The organism is Streptomyces sp. NPDC001027, assembly GCF_040299045.1.
Lineage (GTDB): Bacteria > Actinomycetota > Actinomycetes > Streptomycetales > Streptomycetaceae > Streptomyces.
The window spans coordinates 1-6,144 of the sequence record NZ_JBEPBI010000352.1 but is presented as its reverse complement, the minus strand read 5'-3'; the positions used below and the strand labels follow the sequence as shown (position 1 = coordinate 6,144).

7 protein-coding genes are annotated in these 6,144 nt (G+C 73.7%); 3 read left to right on the top strand and 4 right to left on the bottom strand.

All coding sequences use genetic code 11. The features are described from left to right. The first annotated feature begins 133 nt into the window (after window positions 1-133). A complete protein-coding gene (locus tag ABT300_RS40325; RefSeq protein WP_351687046.1) occupies window positions 134-994 on the top strand; it encodes an aldo/keto reductase in 861 nt (286 codons plus the stop codon). 158 nt (window positions 995-1,152) lie between these two features. Continuing rightward, a complete protein-coding gene (locus ABT300_RS40320) occupies window positions 1,153-1,401 on the top strand; it encodes a DUF5133 domain-containing protein (RefSeq protein ID WP_351687043.1) in 249 nt (82 codons plus the stop codon). 180 nt (window positions 1,402-1,581) lie between these two features. Here ABT300_RS40320 and tgmB read toward each other — a convergent pair whose 3' ends face one another. The 4 genes from tgmB to ABT300_RS40300 all read right to left on the bottom strand — a co-directional run bounded on the left by tgmB (window position 1,582) and on the right by ABT300_RS40300 (window position 4,758). After that, a complete protein-coding gene (gene tgmB / locus ABT300_RS40315; RefSeq protein ID WP_351687041.1) occupies window positions 1,582-2,568 on the bottom strand; it encodes an ATP-grasp ribosomal peptide maturase in 987 nt (328 codons plus the stop codon). A gap of 17 nt (window positions 2,569-2,585) precedes the next feature. After that, the gene (gene tgmA / locus ABT300_RS40310; RefSeq protein ID WP_107445626.1) at window positions 2,586-2,777 is read right to left on the bottom strand and encodes a putative ATP-grasp-modified RiPP; all 192 of its coding nucleotides are present in this window, start codon (window positions 2,775-2,777) and stop codon (window positions 2,586-2,588) included. Window positions 2,778-3,000: 223 nt separating this feature from the next. Further along, window positions 3,001-3,300 carry a YkvA family protein gene (locus tag ABT300_RS40305; RefSeq protein WP_351687038.1) on the bottom strand — a complete coding sequence of 100 codons (300 nt, stop codon included), beginning with the start codon at window positions 3,298-3,300 and terminating at the stop codon, window positions 3,001-3,003. A 267-nt stretch (window positions 3,301-3,567) separates the two neighbouring features. Then, on the bottom strand, window positions 3,568-4,758 hold the full coding sequence (locus tag ABT300_RS40300) for a hypothetical protein (protein WP_351687036.1): 1,191 nt from the start codon (window positions 4,756-4,758) through the stop codon (window positions 3,568-3,570). Between the two features lie 665 nt (window positions 4,759-5,423). Between ABT300_RS40300 and ABT300_RS40295 the strand changes: the two genes are divergently transcribed. Further along, window positions 5,424-5,918: a roadblock/LC7 domain-containing protein gene (locus tag ABT300_RS40295; protein WP_351687034.1), complete on the top strand. Its 495-nt coding sequence runs from the start codon at window positions 5,424-5,426 to the stop codon at window positions 5,916-5,918. Window positions 5,919-6,144: the final 226 nt, after the last annotated feature.

The following is a 6,144-nucleotide window of genomic DNA, read 5'->3' as shown; positions in this document are numbered from 1 at the left end:
GTCGGTGTGCGGCGGCTACGGCCACATGCTGGCATGGCTGCCCCTGGCCACCGCCAACCGCAATCCGTCCACCGTCCCGCGCACCGGACCTCTCCCTGCCCCACCGCACCCGGGAAGAAGAGGTCGCCACCCCATGCAGACCCGCCGCATCGGTGAACTGGACGTCAGCGCGATCGGCCTCGGGGCCATGCCCATGTCGATCGAGGGACGACCGGACGAAGCACGCTCCCTGGCGACGATCCACGCCGCGCTCGACGCCGGCGTGACCCTGATCGACACCGCGGACGCCTACCACCTCCACGCCGACGAGGTCGGCCACAACGAGACCCTGATCGCCAAGGCCCTCGCCTCCCACGATCGCGGCGCCGACGTCCTCGTCGCCACCAAGGGCGGCCATCTGCGCCCCGGCGACGGCAGTTGGACCCTCGACGGCAGCCCCGCCCACCTCAAGGCGGCCTGCGAGGCGTCGCTGCGCCGGCTCGGCGTGGAGGCGATCGGCCTGTACCAGTTCCACCGCCCCGATCCGCGCATCCCCTACGCGGAGTCCGTCGGCGCCGTACGGGAACTGCTGGACGAGGGCAAGATCCGCGCCGCCGGCATCTCCAACGCCGACCCCGCGCAGATCAGGGAGGCGAACGACATCCTCGGCGGACGCCTGGTCGCCGTGCAGAACCAGTTCTCGCCGGCCTTCCGCTCCAGCGAGCCCGAACTGCGCCTGTGCGACGAGCTCGGCATCGCTTTCCTGCCGTGGAGCCCGCTCGGCGGCATCTCCCGCGCCCGCGAACTGGGCTCCTCCTACGCGCCGTTCGCCCATGTCGCCGAGGAGCACGGGGTCAGCCCGCAGCGCGTGTGCCTGGCCTGGGAGCTCGCCAGGTCGCCGGTGGTCGTGCCGATCCCGGGCGCCAGCCGGCCCGAGACGATCCTCGACTCCCTCGCCGCGACGGAACTCGTCCTGACGGCCGACGAACTCGCGGAACTGGACGCCGCCGTCTGACTCGACCGCCGGACGACCGACGTCGCGATCTGCGCGGCGCCCGGATCGTCCGACGGTCCGTGGCCGGATCGCGCCCCTGGGGGGTGACAAGTCCGTGTGTCATGCATGATTCGCCGGAGACGGGGCACACGCAGCGCACAACACAGAGAGGGGCGCTCGTGATCGTTCCGGACCCGAAAATCGCCAGGACGTTGCTGACCCGCTACGCGACGCTGAAGATCGCACAGGCGGAGAGGGAGACGCCGCAGGCGGCTCGTGAACTCCAGGACGTGACCTACACCTTGTGCGTGCTCATGGGCACGGCCGACGTCCGTGAGGCGGTCGCCGCGGCGGACGCCCTGCTGCAGTCCGCGTCGGCGACGCGCACGCCCGCAGAGGGCTCGGACGGACTGTCGCTGGCCGTCTGAAGCCGTCTGAGGCCGTGCAACGGCCGGGACCCGCCGTGCGGCGTCCGGCCCCGGGCCGTCCGGCATGCGACTCCGGGCCCGTCGGCATCCGGTCCACCGGAGCGGGGTCCCGGCGCCGACGGCGGGTGGACGGGCCCGGCGCGGCGGAGCTTCCCCGAGCTCCGGCCGCGTCGGGGCGTCTCACTGGGCCGCGGAGCCGCATCGGTCGGCACGCCGGGCGTCGCGTTCCGCCGGCGGCCCGGCCAGCCACTCGGCGATGGTGCGGGCGATGGGCTGACCGGTGTCCACCTCCACGAAGCCGAACTGACCCGACTGGTTGCACTCCAGGAACCACCAGGTGCCGTCGGCGTCCTCGGCGAAGTCGAAGGCGCCGTAAGCGAGTTCCGCCTCCCGCAGATACCTCCTCACCGCCTCGGCCAGGCGCGGCGGCACGTCGGCCGGACGCCAGGGCGTCACGGAGGGCGAATAACGCACGTCCACGACGTCGGGGTCGCCGCCGGGGACGGTGTCCTTGCGGGCGGCGAAAATGCGGTCGCCGACCGCGGTCAGCCGGATGTCGGCCCGCTTGGCCACCCGGCGCTGCAGCAGCGTCGGGCCGTAGGCCACGGCGGCGAAGTCGGCGTCCGGCGGGACCCGGGTGGTGGGCACGGCCCGGGGCGGATCCTGCGGATGCGCCCCGGACACCGGCTTGACCACCAGGTCCGGATAGCGGTCCGCGAACTCACGGGCCGCCTGCGGGAACGTCGTGACGATCGTGGCCGGCACGGGCAGGCCGCTGCGCTGGGCGAGCCGCAGCTGCCACGGCTTGTGCCGGGCCCGGACGGACGCGTCCGGGTGGTTCATCCAGCGCGCCCCGGTCCCTCGGAGCATGCCGTAGAGCGCCTGTGAGGCCTCCTCCGTCAGCCACGCGGACGGCTGCGGCGCGCGGGCCGCCGGGGAGCCGGGCCGGCGGACCCACACGGACCGCAGCCCCTCGAGGGTCACCAGCCGTCCTGCGGAGGACAGATGGCCGCGGAAGGCTCCGTGCACGTACTCGCCGGAGAGCGCGACGGTGTGGGTCAGATCGGCTGGATCGAGCCGGACTACGGGGACGCCCGCGGCGTTCAGGTGCACGACCACCATGTCCGCCGTGACGTCCTCTTCACAGGTCAGGATGAGCACGGTCATTTTTCGTCGGCCTGTGTTCAGTCGTCGAAGTGGGTCTTGGAGCCCGCTGTCGAGGTGGTGGTCGCCAGTTCGCGCAGGAGGGCGTGGTCGCGAGCGGCGATCCGGCCGTCGAAAAGTACGTTCAACTGCATTCCGGGGTCGTAGGCATACGGAGTGGCGAACTCCAACTCTGCCGCGGGGCGTGCGTAGTTGAGCGTGAACGGTTGCATCGTCTCTCCCTCGTCGGTACTGCCTCGATCAAGCGGTGCCGCTGTGCGACGTCACTCGGGCCCGCTGCTTGGTGCTGGATGGGTGCGCCCTTCAGTCACTTATACGAATCGAACGGGTGGTTGGTTTCCTTACTCTCCGTGATCGTCGGGGAGTTGGACGCCGAGCAGGGCGTGGAGCAGGGGAGATCGGGTCGAGCGGTGCTGAAAACGTGTTCCGCAGCGGTCAGTCGGGGACCCGCTCGGAGACGTGTCCGGCGGCGCCGTCGGGGGCGCGGCGCATCGAACGCAGGGCAAGCACAAGCATGCCGACATCGTCGAGATAGACCGGATCCGGCAGCAGATCGGCGGGAAACACGAAGTACAGGACCGCCCCCCAGAACACCCAGCGCGGGCCGGTGGGCAGTCCGGCCCGTCTGAGGCCCCGGCGGGTCCGGATCAGCCGCGTCAGCACCGCGGCGGCCGCGACGAACAGCGCGACGGCTGCCACCGCGATGACGACGACGAGCGTGGTTGGCGCATCCACGGGTCCTCCCCTGTGGTCCGTCGCGCTACGTCCGGCCGTGCTGTGCGCTTCCTGTCCGGACCCCGGGTCGCGGTCCCTGTCTGTCGGTTTCCCCGCTTCGACTCCTCGAATGCCCGTTTCCGGCAGGAATACCGCTGTCGGCCGTAGGCGGGCGTCCAGCGCCGTCCCCGTGAATCGAGGAAGGGCGCTGGACGCGGTACGGCGGACGCGGTAGGGCAGGCGCGATACGGCGGACGCGGTACGGCGGGCGCGCCTGCGCGGCCTCGGCTACGGGCGCGAGGAGCCCGCCTCTCCCGCGTCGGGCCCGGGCGTGCGGTCCTGCTCCGGTCCGTCGCCAGGAGTGCTCGCCGGCGCCGGCAACAGGCCCTTGGTGGACTCCTTGAACCGCTCCAGGGTGCGGCCCAGCTGCTGGAAGGGCGAGCCGGTCCGCTTGGCCGGCGCCTGCCGCGGCACTCCGGCCGCTTCGGCCTCGACCGCGGCCTCACGGTACGCGGCCAGCGCCTCGTGGGCGTGCTCGGCGGCCTCCCGGTACAGGTCGCGGGACTCCGTCATCGCCTCCAGCGCGTCCTTGTACATCACCACCAGGGCGCGCTCGCGGGCGAGTTCCTCCTCCAGGGTGAGCAGCTGCCACTCCTCCCGCAGCACGGTGAGCGCGGCGTCGCCGCCCTCGGGCAGCGGCCGGGGCAGCGCGGCGAACCGCCGGACGGCGTCCAGCAGCTCGGTGGGATGCGTGCCGTCCAGGAACACGCTGCGCACCGAGAAGGCGACGGGGTCGTAGTCGGCCGGAGCGGGCACGCCGGGCAGCACCAGCGCACCGCCGCGCGGCACCTCCGCGCCCGACTCCTTCAGGGCCCAGTTCACCGTGCGCAGCTGGTGCGGGGCGGCCCGGTGCTCGACGACCCGGTGGTGGAGGCCGGGCGGGAGCAGCGGGACGAGCGAGCGGCGGCCCTGCTCGTCGGGCGTCATGGCCTCGTGGACGACGATGTGCACGGCCCAGGTGTCGCGCAGGGCGGCCCGGAGCGTGCGCCGCAGCTCCTTCTCGTCCGTGGGCAGCGGGTTGACCTCGAGGAAGCGCTCGCCCGTGACGGTCTCCTGGCCCCACGGGGTGTCCGCGTCCCAGGGCCAGAAGACGCCGGCGGGCGACGGCCAGCGCTGGTCCCAGGGGCGTTCCGCCTCCGCCGTGAGCGTCCATTCCTGGCCTCCGCCCGACCACTCGGCGAGGGTGAGCCGGGCGCGGACCGTCACCTCCTCCTCGGGCTGCCACCTGGCCTCGAAGGCCGTCTCCCCGTCCGGAGTGTCCGCTTCGGGCAGCTCCGCGAAATCCTGCACGGCGCCGGCGTCCTTGAGGGTCTGGAGGTTCTTGCGCAGGACGTCCGGCGCGGTCGGTCCGGTGTGGCGGCCACGGGCCTGCCACACCGTGGAGGGCGTCATGGGCGAATCGGTCGCGGCGATGTGCATGAGTCCATTCGTGAGGGCGGGCGGCCGGGCGGCGGCGCGGCGACGACGGGGCGGCGACGCGCGAAGGCCAGTATCGCTCGCCACAGGGGGTGGGCGGTCCGACGGCATGGCGGCGAGGGCGCCCGAGAACGCCCTCGTTCAGAGCCCCTTCCCCGGCGCGACGCCCGTCACGCGTCCGAATCCGCCCGGTTGCCCGTATCCGCCGCATCCGCCGTGTCCACGGCATCCGTCGCGTCCGTAGGGGCGGCGCGCGCACTGGGTGCGTCGTCCGCCCGGGGTGTGCGCCGTGCACCACGGCGGACGGCTCTCACCCATGGGCTCGGCGGCTCCGGGGCGGGAGAATGGGAGGGCGGCGGGGCCCGCCCACCATCCGCTTCGGGACGGGCCCCGTCCGCGCGCGCCCGCCGTCCGCGCGCCCTCCCTCCGCGCAGGTGTCCGCCCCCGCGCGCCCTACCGGACCGTCTTCCTCTCCCGGCCGCCATGGTGTGCGGCTCTGCGGACGGTTCGGCGCGCGCCGCCGGGCGAATCCCGGGCATGCCAAGGGAATGTGCCAAAGCCGTCGCCTTCGGCCGCCGCGTTCCGTACCCTCTGGGGCACCCGAACCATCCCGCGCCGCATCGCACTTGCTCCGCACCAGTCGCCAACGCGCCGAAGGGACAACGGTCATGGCCGTCGAGGTCGAGGTCGCGAACGAACTGCACCGGCTGCGCGCCCGCATGCCGCAGCTGACGGGGGCGTTGGCGGCCGGCGCCGACGGGCTCGTCCTGGCCCAGGACATGCCGGACGTCCAGCCCGATGGACTGGCCGCGCTCACCGCGGCGGCGCTCGGCGTTGGACGCCGCATGGTCGACCTGGCGGACCGCGGGGACTTCCGCGAACTCCTGGTGCGCGGGGCCGACGGCTACCTCGCGACCTACGCGGCCGGGCCGACCGCCGTGCTGACCCTGCTCGCCGACGACCGGGTCAACGTCGGCCGACTGCACCTGGAGGGGCGGCGGTGCGGTGCGCGCATCGCCGAGCTCGTGGCCGCGCGGTCCGCGCTCGAGCGGCCGCGGCCCCTCGACGCCGAGGGCGGCCGGTTCCCCCCGCCGCACGCCCGCGGCCGGATCCAGGGCGCGCTCCCCGTCCGCATCCCACCCCAGTCCCGCCGCCGCCCGTGAGCCCCGCCGCGCTCGCACCACCGACCCTGAGTCCCGCCCCAGTCGCACCACCGTCGGGAATCCGGCCGCGGTCCCGCCGTCGGCCCTGAGCCAGGCCGCAGTCCCGCCACCGACCCCGAGCCAGGCCGCAGTCCCGCCACCGACCCTGAGCCACGCCGCAGTCCTGCCAAGGACCCTGAGTCCCGCCCCAGTCGCACCACCGTCGGGAATCCGGCCGCGGTCCCGC